This is a genomic window from Microbacterium sp. (genome assembly GCF_035687345.1).
Classification (GTDB): Bacteria; Actinomycetota; Actinomycetes; order Actinomycetales; family Microbacteriaceae; genus Microbacterium.
Genome location: NZ_DASRXZ010000018.1, coordinates 32,749 through 49,786 on the forward strand (window position 1 = coordinate 32,749; position 17,038 = coordinate 49,786).

Sequence of the window (17,038 nt, forward strand, 5' to 3'; positions counted from 1 at the left end):
GGCCCGGTCTCCGCGCGGGTTCGCGGGGGGTCCCGTGCTGGCGCGCGCCCTACGCTGGAGGCCATGGACACCACGCAGCTCGCGCTGCTCTCCCTGATCGTCGGGGTGATCATCGGGGGCTCCGTCGTCGCCGTGGTGTTCGTCGCGCTGCGGATGCGGGACCGGATGCGGCACGTGACCTCGTCCGCTATCCCCGACGGCGTCTCGGCGGTGCTCCACGCGATGGACGACGCCGCGATCGTCGTCGACGCGTCGGGCACGGTGGTGGCGGCATCCGTCGGCGCCATCCCGTTCGGACTCGGCGAAGGGACCGTCCTCCCGTCCGACGAGCTGCGCGATCTCGCGCGGCGCGCGCGTGAGTCGGAGGCCGTGGTGACCGAGACGCTCCGGCTGCGTCGTGGCGCAACCCCCGCCGAGCCGCGACTCGTCGCGGTGCGGGCGAGCGTCATCTCGCCGAGGCTCACGCTGGTCGTCATGCGCGACATCACCGAGCGCGAGCGCGTCGAGCAGATGCGCCGCGACTTCGTCGCGAACACGAGCCACGAGCTGAAGACGCCGGTCGGCGCGGTGACGCTCCTCGCCGAGGCGATCGAATCGGCGGCGGACGACCCCGAGCAGGTGCGCGTGTTCGCCTCGCGGCTCACCGCCGAGGCGTCGCGCCTGGGACTCCTGACGTCGCGCATCATGAACCTCTCACGGCTGCAGGCGGCCGACGAGCTCATCGAGACGCGCGACGTCGCCGTCGACGAGATCGTGACGGCGGCGATCGAGGCCCACGTGGTGCAGGCGGCCTCCGCCGGCGTCGAGCTCGCGCGCGGGGGGCGCAAAGGGCTGTGGGTGCGCGGCGACGCGCAGATCCTCATCGAAGCGGTCGGCAACCTCATCGCGAACGCGATCGCGTACTCGCCGCACGGGGCCACCGTCGGCGTGGGTGTCAAGAACGCGGACGGCGTCGTCGAGATCGCCGTGACCGATCACGGCTCCGGGATCCCCGAGGGCGAGCAGGACCGCATCTTCGAGCGCTTCTATCGTGCCGACCAGGCGCGCTCGCGCCGAACCGGCGGCACGGGCCTCGGCCTGTCGATCGTCAAGCACGCTGTGCAACGCCACGGCGGCGAAGTGCGCCTGTGGTCGCGCCCCGGGCGGGGATCGACGTTCACGATCCGGCTGCCGCTCATCGAACCGCCCGAAGGCGAAGAGCCCCGCAAGCGCCGCAAGGGCAAGAAGAAGGCCGACAAGGCAGGGAAGAAGGCGCACGCGCCCGCCGCGACCATCGCGACCACGAACGGAGAGCCATGACCCGCGTCCTGATCGTCGAGGACGAGCCCGACCTCGCCGACCCGCTCGCGTATCTGCTGCGCCGCGAGGGATACGACGTCGAGATCGCCGAGGACGGCCCGACGGGTCTCACGGCGTATCGCGAACGGGGCGCCGACATCGTGCTGCTCGACCTGATGCTGCCGGGCATGCCCGGCACCGAGGTCGCGCGGCAGCTTCGGGCCGGGTCGAACGTGCCGATCATCATGCTGACGGCGAAGGACTCCGAGGTCGACATCGTCGTCGGTCTCGAGCTCGGAGCCGACGACTACATCACGAAGCCCTACTCGTCGCGCGAGCTGCTCGCGCGCATGCGCGCGGTGCTGCGGCGCATTGCGGCGCTCGACGCCGACCTCGATGAGCGGGTGCTCACGGGCGGTCGTGTGACACTCGACGTCGACCGCCACACGGTCGCCGTCGACGGCCGTGAGATCGCCATACCGCTCAAGGAATTCGAGTTGCTCGAGGTGCTCATGCGCAACGCCGGCCGGGTGCTCACGCGCGGGCAGCTCATCGACCGCGTGTGGGGCAGTGACTACTTCGGCGACACGAAGACGCTCGACGTGCACATCAAGCGCATCCGCTCACGCATCGAGGAGAACCCGAGCGAGCCCAAGATGCTCGTCACCGTGCGCGGGCTCGGGTATCGGTTCGAGGGCTGATCGGCCCCGCTTCCGCTCCCCCCCGCTCAGGGAACGAGGTCGGCGAGGTACGGAAGGGTGCCGTCGAGCACCGGAACGGGCTGGACGACGCCGGTGTGGTCGCCCGACTGGAAGAACATGTCGAGGTCGGCCCCGGGCATGGTGTCGATGCCCTCGAGCAGGATCGGCTCTTCGTCCTCGCCGAGGCTCACGACCGAGTTGGCGGGCACGCGCACGCTCACGCGCTCGGCGGGTTCGCCGAACTCGATGCGGAGCGTCTGGGGCTCAGCGGTGTCGTTGACGATGGCCGCCACGAGGTTGCCGTCGACGCCCTCCTCATCGGCCACGATGAGGACGTTGCGCACCTTGAGCGGCCCCGAGTCGGGGATGTTCACGCCGTCGGCGGGCGAGTAGGGGATGGTTGTCGCCTGGGTCGAGACCATGGCGCAGCCGCTCGTGCCCACGGCGACGGCGACAGCCAGGGCGACGGACGCGACGAGACGCGATGTGATCACGGATCCTCCCAGGGCCGAAGACAGCAACCCTTGCATTCTATGGGGCTTCGGCCCCTCTCCGTGGACGCCCCGAGGGGTGCGGGTGAGAACCTTAGCGTATGTCGCCTGTGGTATCCTATTAGTTGCCGAAAGGACATAACTGCATGCTTTTTGAGGTTGGCGAGACGGTCGTTTACCCGCACCACGGGGCTGCCACGATCGCGGAAGTGAAGACCCGCATCATCAAAGGCGAAGAGAAGGTCTATCTGAAGCTCCGCGTCACACAGGGCGACCTGACCATCGAGGTACCCGCAGACAACGTCGACCTGGTCGGCGTCCGCGACGTCATCGGCAAGGAGGGCCTCGAGCGCGTCTTCGAGGTGCTGCGTGCGCCCTTCACGGAGGAGCCCACGAACTGGTCCCGCCGGTACAAGGCGAACCTCGAGAAGCTCGCTTCGGGTGACGTCATCAAGGTGAGCGAGGTCGTTCGCGACCTGTGGCGCCGCGATCAGGACCGCGGCCTGTCGGCGGGCGAGAAGCGCATGCTCGCGAAGGCGAAGCAGATCCTCATCTCCGAGCTCGCGCTCGCCGAGAAGACCGATGAGGAGCGCGCGAGCGTCATCCTCGACGAGGTCCTCGCGTCCTAGTCGCGCGCTAGCCTCAGGGGTGTGAGCATCACCCCCTCTCCTCGCGTCGCCGTCGTGGTCGTCGCGGCCGGTTCCGGCACGCGACTCGGAGCGGGCGAGCACAAGGCGTTCGTCGGTCTCGGCAGGCACACGATCCTGCGTCACGCGCTCGACGGCGTGTTCGCCGCTCACGAGACCGCGCAGGTCATCGTCGTCGCACCCGAGGGTCGGGAAGGCGAGGCCGAGACGGATCTCTTCGAAGCCGCCGCGGCCGCCGGCGCGTCGCGCGACCTCGTGAGCGTCGTCACGGGCGGCGCCACGCGCCAGGAGTCGGTCGCGGCCGGGCTCGATGCGCTGTGGCCCGGCATCGAAATCGTCCTCGTGCACGACGCCGCCCGCGCGCTGACGCCCGGCGCCGTGTTCGACCGCGTCGTGTCGGCCATCGACCGCACGAACTGGGGGATCGTCCCCGTCGTGCCGGTCGTCGACACCATCAAGCGCCTCGAGGGCGACCGCGTCGCGGGAATGGTGGACCGATCGCAGCTCGCCGCCGCGCAGACCCCGCAGGGCTTCGCGCGCGCCTCCCTCGAGGCGGCCTACCGCGTCGCCGATCACGAGTACACCGACGACGCGGCGCTCATGGCGGATGCCGGGCACCCGATCGGCGTCGTCGACGGCGAGGCCCTCGCGTTCAAGATCACGACGCCGACGGACCTCGAGCGAGCCCGTGCCCTCGTGTCCGAAAAACCGCTGCCCGCGATCCCGGTGTCGCTCGACCGCACGCCCCGTTCGCCGCGCGTCGGGGTCGGAACCGACGTGCACGCGTTCGGCGGCTCCGGGACGCTGTGGCTGGCGGGTCTCGAGTGGCCCGGCGAGCCGGCGCTGAGCGGGCACTCTGACGGCGACGCCGTCGCGCACGCGATCGTCGACGCGCTGCTGTCGGCCGCCGGTCTCGGCGACATCGGAACGCATTTCGGCACCGATCGCCCCGAGTTCGAGGGCGCGCACGCCGACACGTTCCTGACGCACACGCTCGGTCTCCTCGGAGAGGCGGGCTGGGCCGTGGGCAACGTCGCCGTGCAGGTGCGCGCGAACCGACCGCGCTTCGCGGAGCGCCGCGCCGAGGCGGAGCGTGCCCTGTCGGAGGCGCTGGGCGGCGCATCCGTCTCAGTGTCGGCGACGACGACCGACGGACTCGGGTTCACCGGACGCGGCGAAGGCGTCGAGGCCGTCGCGGTCGCCCTCCTCGTCCCCGCGTGACGGCGCCGCTCCCACGACGTCAGCGCAGGTCGAGCGTCATGAAGACCGAGAACGGGTCGTCGACGTAGTCGCCGAACGGACCGCACTCCACGAACCCCTCGGCCGCGTACAGCGCTCGCGCGGGGAGGAAGTCGGGCGGTGTGCCGGTCTCGAGCCACAGGCTCTCGTAGCCCCGCTCGCGCGCCTCGGCGACGATGTGCCGCAAGAGCGCACGACCGATGCCCGCGCCACGGTGGCGGTCGTCGACGCGCATCGACTTGATCTCGCCGCGCTGCACCGGGGCATCCGGCGCGTCCATCGCCTTGAGGGCGCCGATGCCGGCGAGTTCGCCGTCGACCCACGCCGACCAGAACGTGATCGACGGATGCCGCAGCCCCTCCAGGTCGAGCGCGTGCACGCTCTCGGGCGGCGAGGAGTCGTGCATGCCGCTCAGGTGCTTCGCGATGAGGGCCTGCGTGAGCGGCCCGGAGAGGTCGTCGATCCGGATCTCGATCGCCACGGCGTCAGCCCTCCACCGCGAACGGGACCGGATCGCGCGGCGACCTGGCGCCCCACGCGAGCAGGATGAGCCCCGCGGCGAGCACGGCGAGGCCCACGATCGCGAGGGCGCTCAGCCGCTCACCGAGCACGAGGATGCCGAGCAGGCTCGCGGTGAGGGGCTCGGCGAGGGTGAGCGTTGCGGCGGTACCCGCTGTGAGCCGTTCGAGTCCCCACGTGAACAGCGTGTACGCGACCGCGATCGTCGCGATGCCGAGCCACAGCGCCATCGCGAGTCCGCGGCCCTCCGAGAGCCATGACAGGTCGACGAACGGCAGCGCGAGCGCGGCGACGAGCGCCGACCACGCGCCCATGGCACCGGCGACGGTGAACGGGTCCCACCCCGAGTCCATGAGGCGTCGCTGCGCGTTCGCGAACACCGCGAACGATGCCCCGGCGCCGACCGACCCGAGGATGCCGAGCGGATCGGCGCCCGCCGTCGCGCCCGCATCGCCGCCGACCCCGAGCAGCACCACGCCCGCGGTCGCGAGCGCGGTCGCGAGCACCCACGTGCCGGAGGGTGTGCGGCGCGTGAGCGCCCACTCGAGGACTCCCGCGAGCACAGGCGCCGAGCCGAGCGCGATGACGGTGCCGACCGCCACGCCGTTGCGCTCCGTGCCGAGGAAGAACAGGGGCTGGTAGGCGGCCAGGCATACGCCGGTCGTGGCCATGAGGGCGATGTCGCGGGCTGTGGCGCGTCGGGGCGGCGCACCCGTGCGGCGCCGGTGACGGCGGGCCAGGAACCAGCCGATGAGCGCGAGCGCGGTGCCGCCGATGACGAGGCGCATGACGCCGACGGAGAGGGGTGTCGTGTCGTCCGGTCCGAGGGCCTGGGACGTGCCGGTCGTGCCGAAGAGCACGGCGGCCGCGACGACGGCGAGGATCGGGAGCATCCCCCATTTGTACAACGACCCCGCCGGTAGGCTGGTGCGGTGACGGTTCAGCTCTACGACACGAAGGCTCAGGCGCTGCGCGACTTCGCGCCGCTCGACCCGTCGAACGTCACGATGTACGTGTGCGGCCCGACTGTGCAGTCCGGCCCCCACATCGGGCACCTCCGCGGCGCGCTGAGCTTCGACATCCTCCGTCGCTGGCTCGAGCACCGGTTCGGCCGTGTGACGTTCGTGCGCAATGTGACCGACATCGACGACAAGGTGCTGGCCAACGCGACGCCGGACGAGCCGTGGTGGGCGCTCGCCTACCGCATGGAGCTCGAGTTCACGCGTGCGTACACGGCGATCGGCATCGCCGCTCCGACGTACGAGCCGCGCGCGACCGCGTCGATCCCGCAGATGCAGGAGATCATCGCGCGGCTGATCGAGGCGGGGCACGCATACGCCGCGACGTCGGCGGATGCCGCGGGCGATGTGTACTTCGACGTGCGGTCGTGGTCCGACTACGGCTCGCTCACGCGCCAGTCGCTCGACGCGATGGAGCCCGCCGAGGACGCCGATCCGCGCGGCAAGCGCGACCCGCGCGACTTCGCGCTGTGGAAGGGCGCCAAGCCCGAGGAGCCGGAGAGCGCGTCGTGGGATTCGCCGTGGGGGCGCGGGCGCCCCGGCTGGCACATCGAGTGCTCCGCGATGGCGCGCCGCTACCTCGGCGCCGAGTTCGACATCCACGGCGGAGGCCTCGACCTGCGCTTCCCGCACCACGAGAACGAGCTCGCCCAGTCGACGGCGGCGGGCGATGGCTTCGCCAGGTACTGGGTGCACAACGGGCTGGTCACCGTCGGCGCGCAGAAGATGTCGAAGTCGCTGTTCAACTTCGTCCTCGCCGAGGACCTGCTGCGCGAGCGCGACCCGCTGGTCGTGCGCTACGCGCTCGCCGCGGCGCACTACCGCTCGAGCCTCGATGTCACCGCCTCGACGTTCGACGAGGCCGAGGCGGCGGTCGGCCGCATCCGCACGTTCCTCGAGCGCGTGCAACGCACCCCCAGCACCCTCGTGTGGACCGCGGAGCGGCCGGAGGGCGCGTCCGACGAGCCCGTCGGCCTGCTTCCGCCCGCGTTCGCCTCCGCGATGGACGACGACCTCGGGGTGCCGCAGGCGCTCGCCGTCATCCATGAGACGGTGCGCGCGGGCAACGCGGCCCTCGACGCGGGAGACGCGGGAGCCGCGCACGTCGCCGCGGCGCAGGTGCACGAGATGACGGGCATCCTCGGGATCGACCCGACGGATGCGCGGTGGCAGGCGGGCGGGTCGGCCGAGGCATCCGCCCTCGACGCCCTCGTGCAGACGATGATCGCGCAGCGTGCGCAGGCGCGGGCCGCGAAGGATTGGGAGACGGCCGATCGCATCCGAGACGCGATCGCGGCCGCGGGCATCGCGCTCGAGGACGGGCCCGACGGCACGCACTGGGCGCTCATCGACGCGCCCGCACCGGCCGGATCGCACACGGATGCCGGGGGTGGACCCCTCGTGAAGGAGAGCTGATGGCCAAGCCAGGACGCCCGGGAGCGGGCAAGCCGAAGAAGAAGGGCCCGACCAAGGGCACCGGCGGGCACAGCCGCAAGGCGCTCGAGGGCAAGGGTCCGACGCCGAAGGCGGAAGACCGCGCGTGGCACGTGGCGGGCAAGCGCAAGGCCGCGCGTGAGCGGTACGCCGCCGCGGGCGGCAAGGGCCGGCCGGGCGCCAAGCCGCAGGGCTCGAACCCGAACCGCGCGTCGAAGGCGAAGGGCGGCGACGACACCGAGACGGTCACCGGGCGCAACTCCGTGCTCGAGGCGCTGCGGGCGAAGATCCCCGCGACGGCGCTCTACATCGCGCAGCGCGTCGAGATGGACGACCGCGTGAAGGAGATGCTCGCGATCGCGTCGCACCGCGACATCCCGGTGCTCGAGGTCACTCGTCCCGAGCTCGACCGCATGGCGGGCTTCGACGGCGTGCACCAGGGCGTCGCGCTGAAGGTTCCGCCGTACGAGTACGCCCACCCGCAGGACGTGCTCGAAGAGGTTCTCGCCGACGACGAGGTGCCGCTCCTGGTCGCGCTCGACGGTGTGACCGACCCGCGCAACCTCGGTGCGATCATCCGCTCGACCGCCGCGTTCGGCGGGCAGGGCGTCATCGTGCCGCAGCGCCGCTCGGCGAGCGTCAACTCCGCCGCCTGGAAGACGAGCGCGGGCGCGGCGGCGCGCATCCCCGTCGCGATCGCGGCGAACCTCACCACGACGCTCAAGGAGTTCAAGAAGCAGGGCGTGTTCGTGCTGGGCCTCGACGGCGGAGGAGACGTGTCGCTTCCGTCCCTCGAGCTCGCCGACCGCCCGGTCGTGATCGTCGTCGGCTCCGAGGGCAAGGGCCTTTCGCGCCTGGTGACCGAGACGTGCGACCAGATCGTGTCGATCCCGATCTCGTCGGCGGCCGAGTCGCTCAACGCGGGGATCGCGGCCTCCGTCGCGCTGTACCAGATCGCCACGATGCGCGCCGGACGCGAGGGATGACGATACGTTTCCATTCGGGGGAATGAAGCGCGCGCAACGCACCTTGTCTCAGTCAGACTGACACCTGACCCGAAAGGAACAGCATGGCCCGCATCGCCGTCATCGGAGGGACCGGCTACGCCGGCAGCCACATCGTCGCCGAGGGGGTGCAGCGCGGACACGACGTCGTGTCGGTCGCGCGCAGGCCCGCGGCGGAGCGCGTGCACGGCGCGACGTACGTCGAGGCGACGCTGCTCGACGTGCCGAGCCTCGTTGCAGAACTGCAGGGGGCCGACGCCATCGTCGTCGCGGTCTCGCCGCGCGGCGACATGGCCGAGTCCTACGTTCCGGCGATGCTGGAGCTCGCCGACGCGCTCACGGGCACCGAGACGCGCCTCGGCGTCATCGGCGGTGCGGGTGGCTCGCTCGTCGCGCCGGGCGGCCCCCGCCTCATCGACACCGACTTCCCCGAGGAGTTCAAGGCGGAGGCGCAGGCGGCGATCGACGTCCTCGAGGCGCTGGAGCGCAGCCCCGAATCGCTCGACTGGTTCTTCGTGCACCCCGCGCAGATGTTCGGAGCGTTCAACCCGGGGGAGCGCAGGGGCACCTACCGCGTCGGCGGCGACGTCCTCGTCCGAGACGAGAACGGCGTCTCCGACATCTCGGGCGCCGATCTGGCGGTGGCCTTCATCGACGAGATCGAGAACCCGAGGCATCGACGCGAGCGGTTCACGGTCGGATACTGAACAAGGGGGCGGATGCTGCGGCATCCGCCCCTGTTCTTTCCGGGCCGATCACTATTACTGAACAACGATGCGGCCGCCGAGTCGCGCGGATCGATTGCAGGACCTTCTCCGCGGTGAGTTTGTCAAGTGAAGGTAACGGTTTGTTCAGTATCAATTGACATCGGGTGGCGTGCGTTGCTGTACTAGGACGCGCCAGCGAACGATTCCAGCGATCCCCGACGACGTGGAAGGTCTGATCACCCGGTGTTCGAACCCGTCTTCCTCGCGCAGCAGGCGCTCAACGGCCTGAGCTTCGGCGCCCTGCTGTTCCTGTTGGCCAGCGGCCTCACGCTCGTGTTCGGCCTCATGCGCATCGTGAACCTCGCGCATGGGGCCTTCTACATGCTCGGCGGCTACATCGGCGTCGTGATCGCGACGCTCACCGGCAACCTCCTTCTCGCGGTGCTCGCGGCGGTCGTCGCGGTGGGGATCACGGCGCTCGTCGTGGAGGTGGGCCTGCTGCGGTTCGTGCGCGGGCAGGAGCTGCCCGAGGTGCTGCTGACCGTCGGCGTCTCGTTCGTCATCGCCGACCTGTGCCTCGCGATCTTCGGCGGAGACCCCCGGACCCTCCCCGTGTCGGCGACGATCACCGGCTCGCTCACGATCGGCCCGCTCACCTACCCGTGGTATCGCATCTTCGTGATGGCGGTCGCGATCGTCATCGGCATCGCCCTGGCCCTCGTGCAGAACCGCACGCGCGTCGGTGCGATCGTGCGGGCCGGCGTCGACGACCGCGAGATCATCTCGGCGATGGGGGTGAACATCCGGTGGGTGTTCACCGGCATGTTCGTGGTCGGTGCGGCGCTCGCCGCGATCGGCGGCACGATCGGCGCCGGCATCATCAGCGTGCGCCCCGGCATCCAGGACGAGGTCCTCCTGTACGCGCTCGTCGTCGTGATCATCGGAGGCCTCGGCAGCGTTCCGGGAGCCGCCGTGGGGAGCGTGCTCATCGGCCTCATCGACGCCTTCGCCAAGGCGTGGATCCCCGACCTCGCGTACTTCACGATCTTCGCGCCCATGGCGCTCGTGCTCGTGCTCCGCCCGACCGGCCTCTTCGGAAAGGCGGCATGATGCTCGCGAAGCTCGTCGAGACGCGCACCGTCCGCACGATCGGGGCGCCCCGCAGCACCCGAACGCGCATCATCACGCTCGTGAGCCTCGCCCTCGCGCTCGGCATCGCGCTCGCGCTGCCGTACCTCGGCACGACGTCGTACGTCATCTCGCTCGTCACCACGATCCTCATCGCGGGACTCCTCGCCGCGAGTGTCAACTTCCTCGTCGGCGACGGCGGCATGGCGTCGCTCGGGCACGCGGGGATCGCCGCGGCATCCGCCTACGGCGCCGCATGGGCGTCGCGACAGGGCATGGACCCGGGGATGCAGGTCGTCTTCGCGCTCGGCACGACCATCGTCGTCACGTTCGTGTACGGCCTGCTGTCGATGCGGACGAGCGGAATCTACTTCCTCATGGTGACACTCGCCGTCGGGATGGTCGTCTTCGGGCTGGCGTACCGCCTGTCGACGGTCACCGGCGGCGAGAACGGGATCACCGGCATCCGTCGCCCCGACTTCATCGCCGAGTACTGGACCTTCTACTACTTCGTGCTCGCCGGTTTCGTGCTCGGGACGCTGCTGCTGTGGGTCGTCGGCCGCTCGCCGTTCGGCGCGAGCCTGCGCGGCATCCGCGACAGCGAGAGCCGCATGCGCAGCCTCGGCTACTCCGTCCCCTCGTACAAGCTCAGCGCGTTCATGATCTCGGGGATCGTGGCGGGCTTCGCGGGCCTGCTGTCGGTGTGGCACACGCACTTCGTGAGCCCCTCGGCGGCGGGCGTGCACCGGTCGGTGCTGCTCATCGTCATGGTCATCCTCGGCGGCGTGGGCACGACGTTCGGTCCGCTCGTAGGCGCCGCGATCGTCGTGCTCGTCGAGAACGTGCTGTCGAACTCGGTCGAGCGGTGGCCGACCGTGCTCGGCCTGATCTTCATCCTCGTGATCCTGTTCGCCCGCGCCGGTGTCGTCGGGAGCCTGCAGAAGCTCTTCCGACGGTGGCGGCGAAGGTCGGACGGACCACCCGGCGAGCAGGACCTGCTCGAGAACGCCCCAACCACCGATAGCAGTCACACCGCATGAAAGGAATCGCCATGAAGTCGATGAAGACCTCGGCTCCCGTCCGGCGGGCAGGGGCGGCGGCCCTCGGCGTCGCCGCCGTGCTCGCACTCGCAGCATGTGCCCCTCCCGGAGCGGCGCAGCCGTCGGAGGCTCCCACCGAAGGGGAGACCGCCACCGGCACGCTCAAGGTCGGGTACATCTCGCCCATCACGGGCAACTTCGCCATCGCCGGCCAGGAGATGGTCGACGGCTGGAACCTCTACTGGGAGGTGAACGGCAACGAGGTGAACGGCGTGACGGTCGAGACGATCGTCGAAGACGACGCCGGGAACCCCGAGACCTCGCTCACCAAGGCGAAGAAGCTCGTCGAGTCGGACGGCGTCGACGTCGTCATCGGACCGCTCCTGGCCAACACGGCGCTCGCCGTGGCGGCCTACACGTCGAGCGTCGGCATCCCGAGCCTGCAGCCCGTCGCCGCGGCCGACGACCTCACGCAGCGTCAGGCGAACGACCTCACGGTGCGCACGGGCTCGCAGTCCGGATCGCAGACGAACTTCCCGGGCGGACAGTGGGCGGCTCGCGAGGGCCACAAGACCGCCGTGACGCTGTGCCCCGACTACGCGTTCGGGTGGGAGTCGTGCGCCGGGTTCAAGCAGGGCTTCGAGTCCGAGGGCGGCGAGGTCGTCGCGCAGTACTGGTTCCCGAACGGCACGTCGGACTTCTCGACGTACGTGTCGCAGATCCAGGCCGCGGGCGCGGACATCGCGTTCGTCGCGACGGCCGGCGGCGCGCCGGGCCCCGACTTCCTGCGCAGCTTCCTCGGCCTCGGGCTCGGTGAGAGCCAGGAGCTGCTGATGAACTGCTGCGGCATGGACCAGGCGACGCTGCGCGCGCTCGGCCCGGAGATCGAGGGCTTCAAGTCGGTGAGCTACTGGGCCGAGGGTCGCGACAGCGACGCGGTGCGCGAGTTCTCCGAGGCGTACGGCGAGCGCTACGACGGCAAGCTGCCGTCGGCGAACGTGGCGGGCGGCTACATGACGGCCAGCCTCGTCGCCGCGGTGCTCGAGGAGAACGGCCTCGTGACCGGCGAGGAGCTCGTGTCGGCGATCACCGAGTACACGTTCGAGGACAGCATCTTCGGCCGCGTCTCGTGGGACGACTACAACAACACGGTCGGCCCGGTCTACATCCGTGAGGTGCAGGAGGTCGACGGCAATTGGGTGAACGTCCCGATCGAGACGTTCGAGGACGTCGACCAGTGGCTGGGCAAGGACCCCGAAGAGGCCATGCAGCAGCCGACGTACAGCCAGTCCTTCCAGGGGTAGCGTGCACACGATGACGGATCAGGCGAAGGTCCCGGGCCCCAACGGGCCCGGGACCGGAGCCCCGGCGCTCGTGGTCGCGGGCGCCGGCAAGAGGTACGGCGGCGTGCAGGCGGTCGTCGACATCTCGCTCGAGCTCGCGCCGGGCGAGCGCATGGGGGTCATCGGACCGAACGGCGCGGGCAAGACGACGCTGTTCAAGATGATCGCGGGCGACGTGCGCCCGACGACCGGCACGATCGAGATCTTCGGCCGCGACGTCACCCGCATGAGCACCGCCCGCCGCGCGCGGCTCGGCGTCGGACGCACGTTCCAGGTGTCGAACCTGTTCCGCGACATGACGGTGCTCGACAACGTCCGCGTCGCCGCGCGCGGCGGGACGGCGAAGGCGCGCGTCTTCTGGCGCACGCAGGGACTGTCGGATGCCGTGACCCGGAGCGCGTTCGACCACCTCGAGGCCGTCGGGCTCATGTCGCGGCGCAACGACACCGTGGCGGACCTCTCGCACGGTGAGCAGCGTCAGCTCGAGATCGCGATGGCACTCGTCGGCGAGCCGGACCTGCTGCTACTCGACGAGCCCGCGGCGGGCCTCTCGGCGACCGAGCGCAGCACGCTGCGCGAGCTCATCGAGCACCTGCCGCGGACGCTGCCGATCCTGCTCATCGAGCACGACATGTCGCTCGCGCTCGGCCTCACCGATCGCGTGATGTGCATGGAGAACGGGCGGCACGTCGTGACCGGCACCCCCGACGAGGTGCGCGAGCACGAGAAGGTCAAGGAGATCTACCTGGGAAGGCGTGGCCAGAAGTGACTCTCGAGGTGAGCGGACTGCACGCGGGCTACGCGACGGCGCGCGTGCTCAACGGCGTCGACTTCACGGTCGAGTCCGGTCAGAGCGTCGCGCTGCTCGGTCGCAACGGCATGGGCAAGACGACCCTCGTGCGCGCGATCTGCGGACTGCGGCCGCCCGTCGTCACGGCGGGCACCATCACGTACGAGGGCGTCGAGCTCACCAAGCGACCCAGCTTCCAGATCTCGCGCGCGGGCATCGCGATCGTCCCCCAGGGCCGCCGCGTGTTCGGCTCGCTCACGGTGACCGAGAACCTCACCGTCGTGCCACGCCGACGCCGCGCGGACGGTGAGGCGTGGACGGTCGAGCGCGTGTTCGAGTTCTTCCCGCGGCTGGCCGAGCGGTCGAAGTCGATGGCTCGGTCGCTGTCGGGCGGCGAGCAGCAGATGCTCGCGATCGGGCGCGCGCTCATGTCGGACCCGACGCTGCTCATCATGGACGAGCCGAGCGAGGGCCTCGCGCCGAATGTGCTCGACGTCATCCAGGACCGGCTCGAAGGACTGCGGTCGTCGGGCCTGTCGATCCTCATCGCCGAGCAGAACGTCGACCTCGCGCTCGAGATCGCCGAGCGCGTGATCGTCATCGACGACACGGGCACGATCGCGTGGACGGGCGCGCCCGCCGAGCTGCGCGCCGACGCCGGACTCCTCGAGCGCCACCTGAGCATCTAGGCGAGGTCGCAGATGACGCACAGCCCTCCCGCCGCCCTGCCCGTCGTGGACCTCGTGCTGCACAACGGCCGCATCTCGACGTTCGCCGATCCCGTGCAGGGGCCGGAAGAAGTCGAGGCGATCGCGCTCGCCGGCGGTCGGGTCGTCGCGATCGGCAGCGACGCCGACATCGAGCCCTATATCGCGCTCGCCGCGCGCGTCGTCGACCTCGCCGGTCGCCGCGCGATCCCGGGGCTCAACGACTCGCACATCCACGCGGTGCGCGCGGGCGTCTCGTGGACGCGCACGATGCACTGGGAGGACGTGAGGTCACTCGCCGAGGCGCTGGAGCGGACGAGGGCGGATGCCGCGGCCCGCGGCCCCGGCGAATGGGTGAGCGTCATCGGCGGCTGGCATTCGACGCAGTTGGCCGAGCGGCGCGGCCCGACGCGCGAGGAGCTCGACGCGGTCGCCCCCGACAATCCCGTCTACGTGCAGGAGCTGTACGACCACGGAGTCCTCAACTCGGCGGGGTTGCGCGCGTGCGGATTCTCCGAGGAGTCCGACGATCCCCCGCGCGGCACGCTCGTGCGCGACGAGCGCGGACACCTCACGGGCGAGGTGCGCGGCGTCGGCGCGTTCGCGGTGCCGACCGCGCTCGCCCTGCGCGTCAGTCGCGAAGAGGCGCAGGCGGGCGTGCGCGCGATGAACGCCGAGTTCGCGCGGCACGGGCTGACGGGTGTCGTCGACGGCGGTGGCCTGCTCGTCACCCCGCGCGACTACGACGCGCTCTACGCGGTGTGGCGCGACGGCGGGCTCGACGTGCGCACGCGGCTCTTCCTGTCGGCGTGGACACGCGGGGGAGAGATCGACGACTTCCGGTCGCTCACCGAACTCGTCCAGCCCGGGTCGGGCGACGACATGCTGCGCATCGCCGGTGCGGGCGAGATCGCCCATCTCGGCTGCCATGACCTCGAGGGCCTCGACCCGTTCGAGCTGGGCGACGAGGCCTATCGTGAGCTCGTCCAGATCGTGCGCGTGTGCGTCGAGCGCGGCTGGCGCATGATCGTGCACGCCGTGCTCGACCACTCGCTCACGCGTGTCCTCGACGCGTGGGAGGAGGTCGACCGCGAGACGGGCGGCATCACCGGCGCCGGCTTCGCGATCGTCCACGCCGACGAGGCGTCGCAGCCGAACCTCGAACGCATCGCGCGGCTGGGCGCCGGTGTTCTCGTGCAGAACCGCCTGGTGCTCAAGGGCGGCGATTACGTCGACGCGTGGGGCGCGGAGGCGACCGAGAACGCACCGCCCATCGGCGCCATGCGCGACCTCGGGATCGTCATCGGCGGCGGCACCGACGCGACGCGCGCGAACTGGTTCTCGCCCTGGGCGTCGATCTGGTGGCTCGTGACGGGTGCGACGCTCGACGGGCGCGGCACGCGTCTGCCTCGCCACCGCCTCTCGCGGTGGGACGCGCTCGCGGCGTACACGCGCGATGCGGCCTGGTTCACGGGCGAGCACGGGCATCGCGGCCGCCTGCTGCCGGGGTACGACGCCGATGTGTGCGTCCCCACGGCGGATCCGCTCACGTGCTCCGACGACGAGCTGCGCGACATCATGAGCGACCTCACGATCATGGGCGGCCGGGTGACGCACGATTCGGGCGTGTTCGCGTCGACGGGGGGAGGGGTGTCATGACGACGGAGCTCGGCGGGCGCATCCGCGAAGCCCGCATCGCACGGGGAATGAGCCTGCGCGCGATGGCGGCCGAGGCCGACATCTCGCCGAGCCTGCTCTCGCAGGTCGAGACGGGAAAGGTGCAGCCCTCGGTGAGCACGCTGTGGGCCATCGTGACGTGCCTGGGGCTGTCGATCGACGCGGTGCTCGGGCACTCGCCGGCGTCGCGCGAGCCCTTGCGCGTCGAGCATCCGAACCCGATCCAGCGGGCCAGGGACGCGCCCGAGATCGTCGTCGAGAACGGCGTCACATGGCGCGGCCTCGCGGTCATGGACTCGAACGTCGATGCCGTGCTCGTGACCTACGCGCCGGGCGCGGCGAGCTCGCCCGACGACACCCACATGCGCCACCCGGGCACGGAGTACGGCTATCTCATCCGAGGGGAGCTCACGCTCAAGATCGACTTCGAGACCTACGTCATCCGCGCGGGCGACTCGTTCTGCTTCAGCTCGTCGCGCCCGCACCTGTTCCGGAACGACACGGATGCCATGGCCGAAGGCGTGTGGTTCGTCGCGGACCGCGGGGGCGGGGCATCCGCCCGTTCCGCACCGGGCCCCGTGCGCGACGCCGTCGACGCGCTCGACGCCATGAGCCGCCTGCCCCGCCGTGTGGGCGGGTGACCGACGACACAGGAGACCGATGCCCGACCTCGACACGCCGTGGAACACCGTCGGAGAGCGCCTGCGCTCGGCGCGCACGACCGCCGGGATGTCGGTGCGCGAGCTTGCGCGGCGGATCGGCGTCTCGGCCAGTCACGTGTCGCAGGTCGAGCGCGGGATCGGCGCCTTCAGCGTGCCCGCGCTGTACTCGGTCGCGCGTGAGCTGGGCGTGTCGATGAACGAGCTGCTCGACCCGCCCGCGGTCCCCGCCGGCGTGCGGGGCTCGCGACCCCCGACCGGGCGCGACCTCGCCGTGTCGGGCATCGTGCAGCGCGCCGCCGATCATCCCGTGATCAAGCTCAGCTCGGGGCCGCGGTGGAGCCGGCTCACGGTCGTGGGCGAGCCCGACGCCGAGTTCCTCGAGGTCGTGTACGCGGCCGGCACGCCGGCTCCCGCCGACGACATCCGGCATCAGGGGCGGGAGTACGGCATCGTCATCTCGGGGCGGCTCAACGTCGTCGTGGACGGTGCGGAGACCGTGCTCGAGCCGGGGGACTCGATCGTGTTCGACTCCCACCTGCCGCATCGGTTCTGGAACGAGTCCGACGAGGACGTGCGCGCGATCTGGTTCGTGCGCGACCGCATCACCGGAGGCTCCGTGCCGCACGCGTGAGTCCGCCGCGCGATACTGTGG

General features: G+C 70.9%; 18 protein-coding genes. 15 read left to right on the forward strand and 3 right to left on the reverse strand.

Going from position 1 to position 17,038, the window contains the following annotated elements; all coding sequences use genetic code 11:
- The first annotated feature begins 63 nt into the window (after positions 1 to 63).
- Positions 64 to 1,299, forward strand: a complete 1,236-nt coding sequence (locus VFF97_RS01610) for a sensor histidine kinase (RefSeq protein ID WP_325031744.1) — start codon at positions 64 to 66, stop codon at positions 1,297 to 1,299.
- On the forward strand, positions 1,296 to 1,979 hold the full coding sequence (locus VFF97_RS01615; RefSeq protein WP_325031745.1) for a response regulator transcription factor: 684 nt from the start codon (positions 1,296 to 1,298) through the stop codon (positions 1,977 to 1,979). Before VFF97_RS01610 ends, VFF97_RS01615 begins: the two co-directional genes overlap by 4 nt.
- Before the next feature lie 26 nt (positions 1,980 to 2,005).
- Here the strand turns inward: VFF97_RS01615 and VFF97_RS01620 are convergent, their stop codons facing one another.
- Complete coding sequence (locus VFF97_RS01620; protein WP_325031746.1) at positions 2,006 to 2,473, reverse strand: DNA modification methylase; 468 nt, start codon at positions 2,471 to 2,473, stop codon at positions 2,006 to 2,008.
- Positions 2,474 to 2,616: 143 nt separating this feature from the next.
- Between VFF97_RS01620 and VFF97_RS01625 the strand changes: the two genes are divergently transcribed.
- Together VFF97_RS01625 and ispD are read left to right on the forward strand one after the other, a co-directional pair.
- Positions 2,617 to 3,099: a CarD family transcriptional regulator gene (locus VFF97_RS01625; RefSeq protein ID WP_325031747.1), complete on the forward strand. Its 483-nt coding sequence runs from the start codon at positions 2,617 to 2,619 to the stop codon at positions 3,097 to 3,099.
- 21 nt (positions 3,100 to 3,120) lie between these two features.
- Positions 3,121 to 4,338: a 2-C-methyl-D-erythritol 4-phosphate cytidylyltransferase gene (ispD, locus tag VFF97_RS01630; protein ID WP_325031748.1), complete on the forward strand. Its 1,218-nt coding sequence runs from the start codon at positions 3,121 to 3,123 to the stop codon at positions 4,336 to 4,338.
- Between the two features lie 19 nt (positions 4,339 to 4,357).
- On the opposite strand, the gene VFF97_RS01635 is transcribed toward ispD, so the two are convergent.
- Positions 4,358 to 4,837 (reverse strand): GNAT family N-acetyltransferase, encoded by a 480-nt coding sequence (locus VFF97_RS01635; RefSeq protein ID WP_325031749.1) that lies wholly within the window; start codon positions 4,835 to 4,837, stop codon positions 4,358 to 4,360.
- Between the two features lie 4 nt (positions 4,838 to 4,841).
- Positions 4,842 to 5,768: a DMT family transporter gene (locus VFF97_RS01640; RefSeq protein ID WP_325031750.1), complete on the reverse strand. Its 927-nt coding sequence runs from the start codon at positions 5,766 to 5,768 to the stop codon at positions 4,842 to 4,844.
- A 39-nt stretch (positions 5,769 to 5,807) separates the two neighbouring features.
- Between VFF97_RS01640 and cysS the strand changes: the two genes are divergently transcribed.
- The 11 genes from cysS to VFF97_RS01695 all read left to right on the forward strand — a co-directional run bounded on the left by cysS (position 5,808) and on the right by VFF97_RS01695 (position 17,017).
- Positions 5,808 to 7,310 carry a cysteine--tRNA ligase gene (gene cysS, locus VFF97_RS01645; protein WP_325031751.1) on the forward strand — a complete coding sequence of 501 codons (1,503 nt, stop codon included), beginning with the start codon at positions 5,808 to 5,810 and terminating at the stop codon, positions 7,308 to 7,310.
- A complete protein-coding gene (gene rlmB / locus VFF97_RS01650) occupies positions 7,310 to 8,314 on the forward strand; it encodes a 23S rRNA (guanosine(2251)-2'-O)-methyltransferase RlmB (RefSeq protein ID WP_325031752.1) in 1,005 nt (334 codons plus the stop codon). The genes cysS and rlmB overlap by 1 nt, the downstream gene beginning before the upstream one ends.
- A gap of 83 nt (positions 8,315 to 8,397) precedes the next feature.
- A complete protein-coding gene (locus VFF97_RS01655; protein ID WP_325031753.1) occupies positions 8,398 to 9,039 on the forward strand; it encodes an NAD(P)-dependent oxidoreductase in 642 nt (213 codons plus the stop codon).
- 243 nt (positions 9,040 to 9,282) lie between these two features.
- Complete coding sequence (locus VFF97_RS01660) at positions 9,283 to 10,149, forward strand: branched-chain amino acid ABC transporter permease (protein ID WP_325031754.1); 867 nt, start codon at positions 9,283 to 9,285, stop codon at positions 10,147 to 10,149.
- A complete protein-coding gene (locus VFF97_RS01665; protein WP_325031755.1) occupies positions 10,149 to 11,207 on the forward strand; it encodes a branched-chain amino acid ABC transporter permease in 1,059 nt (352 codons plus the stop codon). Before VFF97_RS01660 ends, VFF97_RS01665 begins: the two co-directional genes overlap by 1 nt.
- Before the next feature lie 11 nt (positions 11,208 to 11,218).
- Positions 11,219 to 12,511: an ABC transporter substrate-binding protein gene (locus VFF97_RS01670; protein WP_325031756.1), complete on the forward strand. Its 1,293-nt coding sequence runs from the start codon at positions 11,219 to 11,221 to the stop codon at positions 12,509 to 12,511.
- A gap of 10 nt (positions 12,512 to 12,521) precedes the next feature.
- Positions 12,522 to 13,319 carry an ABC transporter ATP-binding protein gene (locus tag VFF97_RS01675; RefSeq protein ID WP_325031757.1) on the forward strand — a complete coding sequence of 266 codons (798 nt, stop codon included), beginning with the start codon at positions 12,522 to 12,524 and terminating at the stop codon, positions 13,317 to 13,319.
- The gene (locus VFF97_RS01680) at positions 13,316 to 14,029 is read left to right on the forward strand and encodes an ABC transporter ATP-binding protein (RefSeq protein WP_325031758.1); all 714 of its coding nucleotides are present in this window, start codon (positions 13,316 to 13,318) and stop codon (positions 14,027 to 14,029) included. The genes VFF97_RS01675 and VFF97_RS01680 overlap by 4 nt, the downstream gene beginning before the upstream one ends.
- A 12-nt stretch (positions 14,030 to 14,041) precedes the next feature.
- Positions 14,042 to 15,706: an amidohydrolase gene (locus VFF97_RS01685; RefSeq protein ID WP_325031759.1), complete on the forward strand. Its 1,665-nt coding sequence runs from the start codon at positions 14,042 to 14,044 to the stop codon at positions 15,704 to 15,706.
- Positions 15,703 to 16,365 (forward strand): cupin domain-containing protein, encoded by a 663-nt coding sequence (locus tag VFF97_RS01690; protein WP_325031760.1) that lies wholly within the window; start codon positions 15,703 to 15,705, stop codon positions 16,363 to 16,365. Before VFF97_RS01685 ends, VFF97_RS01690 begins: the two co-directional genes overlap by 4 nt.
- Before the next feature lie 19 nt (positions 16,366 to 16,384).
- A complete protein-coding gene (locus VFF97_RS01695) occupies positions 16,385 to 17,017 on the forward strand; it encodes a helix-turn-helix domain-containing protein (RefSeq protein WP_325031761.1) in 633 nt (210 codons plus the stop codon).
- Positions 17,018 to 17,038: the final 21 nt, after the last annotated feature.

Excerpts from the sequence above, each read along its gene's own strand:
- VFF97_RS01610 (WP_325031744.1), top strand. The coding sequence starts at position 64 with ATGGACACCACGCAGCTCGCGCTGCTCTCCCTGATCGTCGGGGTGATC.
- VFF97_RS01615 (WP_325031745.1), top strand. The coding sequence starts at position 1,296 with ATGACCCGCGTCCTGATCGTCGAGGACGAGCCCGACCTCGCCGACCCG.
- VFF97_RS01625 (WP_325031747.1), top strand. The coding sequence starts at position 2,617 with ATGCTTTTTGAGGTTGGCGAGACGGTCGTTTACCCGCACCACGGGGCT.
- VFF97_RS01640 (WP_325031750.1), bottom strand. The coding sequence starts at position 5,768 with ATGCTCCCGATCCTCGCCGTCGTCGCGGCCGCCGTGCTCTTCGGCACG.
- rlmB (WP_325031752.1), top strand. The coding sequence starts at position 7,310 with ATGGCCAAGCCAGGACGCCCGGGAGCGGGCAAGCCGAAGAAGAAGGGC.
- VFF97_RS01655 (WP_325031753.1), top strand. The coding sequence starts at position 8,398 with ATGGCCCGCATCGCCGTCATCGGAGGGACCGGCTACGCCGGCAGCCAC.
- VFF97_RS01665 (WP_325031755.1), top strand. The coding sequence starts at position 10,149 with ATGCTCGCGAAGCTCGTCGAGACGCGCACCGTCCGCACGATCGGGGCG.
- VFF97_RS01670 (WP_325031756.1), top strand. The coding sequence starts at position 11,219 with ATGAAGTCGATGAAGACCTCGGCTCCCGTCCGGCGGGCAGGGGCGGCG.
- VFF97_RS01675 (WP_325031757.1), top strand. The coding sequence starts at position 12,522 with ATGACGGATCAGGCGAAGGTCCCGGGCCCCAACGGGCCCGGGACCGGA.
- VFF97_RS01685 (WP_325031759.1), top strand. The coding sequence starts at position 14,042 with ATGACGCACAGCCCTCCCGCCGCCCTGCCCGTCGTGGACCTCGTGCTG.
- VFF97_RS01690 (WP_325031760.1), top strand. The coding sequence starts at position 15,703 with ATGACGACGGAGCTCGGCGGGCGCATCCGCGAAGCCCGCATCGCACGG.
- VFF97_RS01695 (WP_325031761.1), top strand. The coding sequence starts at position 16,385 with ATGCCCGACCTCGACACGCCGTGGAACACCGTCGGAGAGCGCCTGCGC.